A 763-nucleotide genomic window follows, 5' to 3' on the forward strand; every position below is an offset into this window, starting at 1 on the left:
AGCGGCAAACCATGAAATCTACTGAATGAAAGGAGGGCTTTGCCATGCGAGCAGGGATATACCGGGCGGTCAGTGTGCTCCTGACGGCTTGGTTCCTTCTTTCCAGCCTCCTGACCGGCACGCTGGGCTGGCAAAGCCTCAGCCAGAACGCCAATAACGAGCTGCGGGAGCATGAGGAAAGCCTTACAGAAGTCCGCCTCCTCAAGCTGAAAAAGCGGGCGGACGGCATGGAAATGGAAATCCCCGTCCCCGGCGCGGCGTTTTTCCTGTTTACAGCAGACGGCCGGCAGGTCGGCGGGCGGTATGTTACCGACAGCGACGGGAAGGTTTCTGTGTCCCTGAAGCCTGGCGAATACTACTTTGAAGAATCCGCCCCCGCCCTCGGCTTCACCTTTGATAAAGACGAGCAGGATCAGCCAATCACCCGCTACCCCTTCACCGTCACCGGAGAGGCAACCGAAGCGGTGGTTGTCACCGCCTACAATGTCCGGCTGCAAGGGGCGCTCTCGGTGCAAAAGCTGGTTGAGAACGCCGATAATTCACCCCTCACCGAAGCCCAGCAACAGCGGGAATTTGTCTTTACCGTCACCTTTTCCGACGGCGGAACCTATACATACACCATAGACGGCAGCGAACCGCAGGAAATCACAAGCGGAGGCACCCTCATGCTCAAGCATGGGCAAAGTGCCATATTTGAGCAAATCCCGGTGGGGGTACTCTACACCGTCATCGAGCAGCCTGTCCCCGGCTATACTGTGGCGGG

1 protein-coding gene is annotated in these 763 nt (G+C 58.1%); it reads left to right on the forward strand.

Annotation, left to right across the window (positions count from 1 at the left end; translation table 11 throughout):
* Positions 1-44: 44 nt before the first annotated feature.
* Positions 45-763 (forward strand): MSCRAMM family protein (locus tag H8730_RS17450; RefSeq protein ID WP_249290319.1); only part of this gene is annotated, 719 nt, incomplete at its 3' end.

The organism is Bianquea renquensis, assembly GCF_014384895.1.
GTDB classification, from domain to species: Bacteria; Bacillota; Clostridia; order Lachnospirales; family Bianqueaceae; genus Bianquea; species Bianquea renquensis.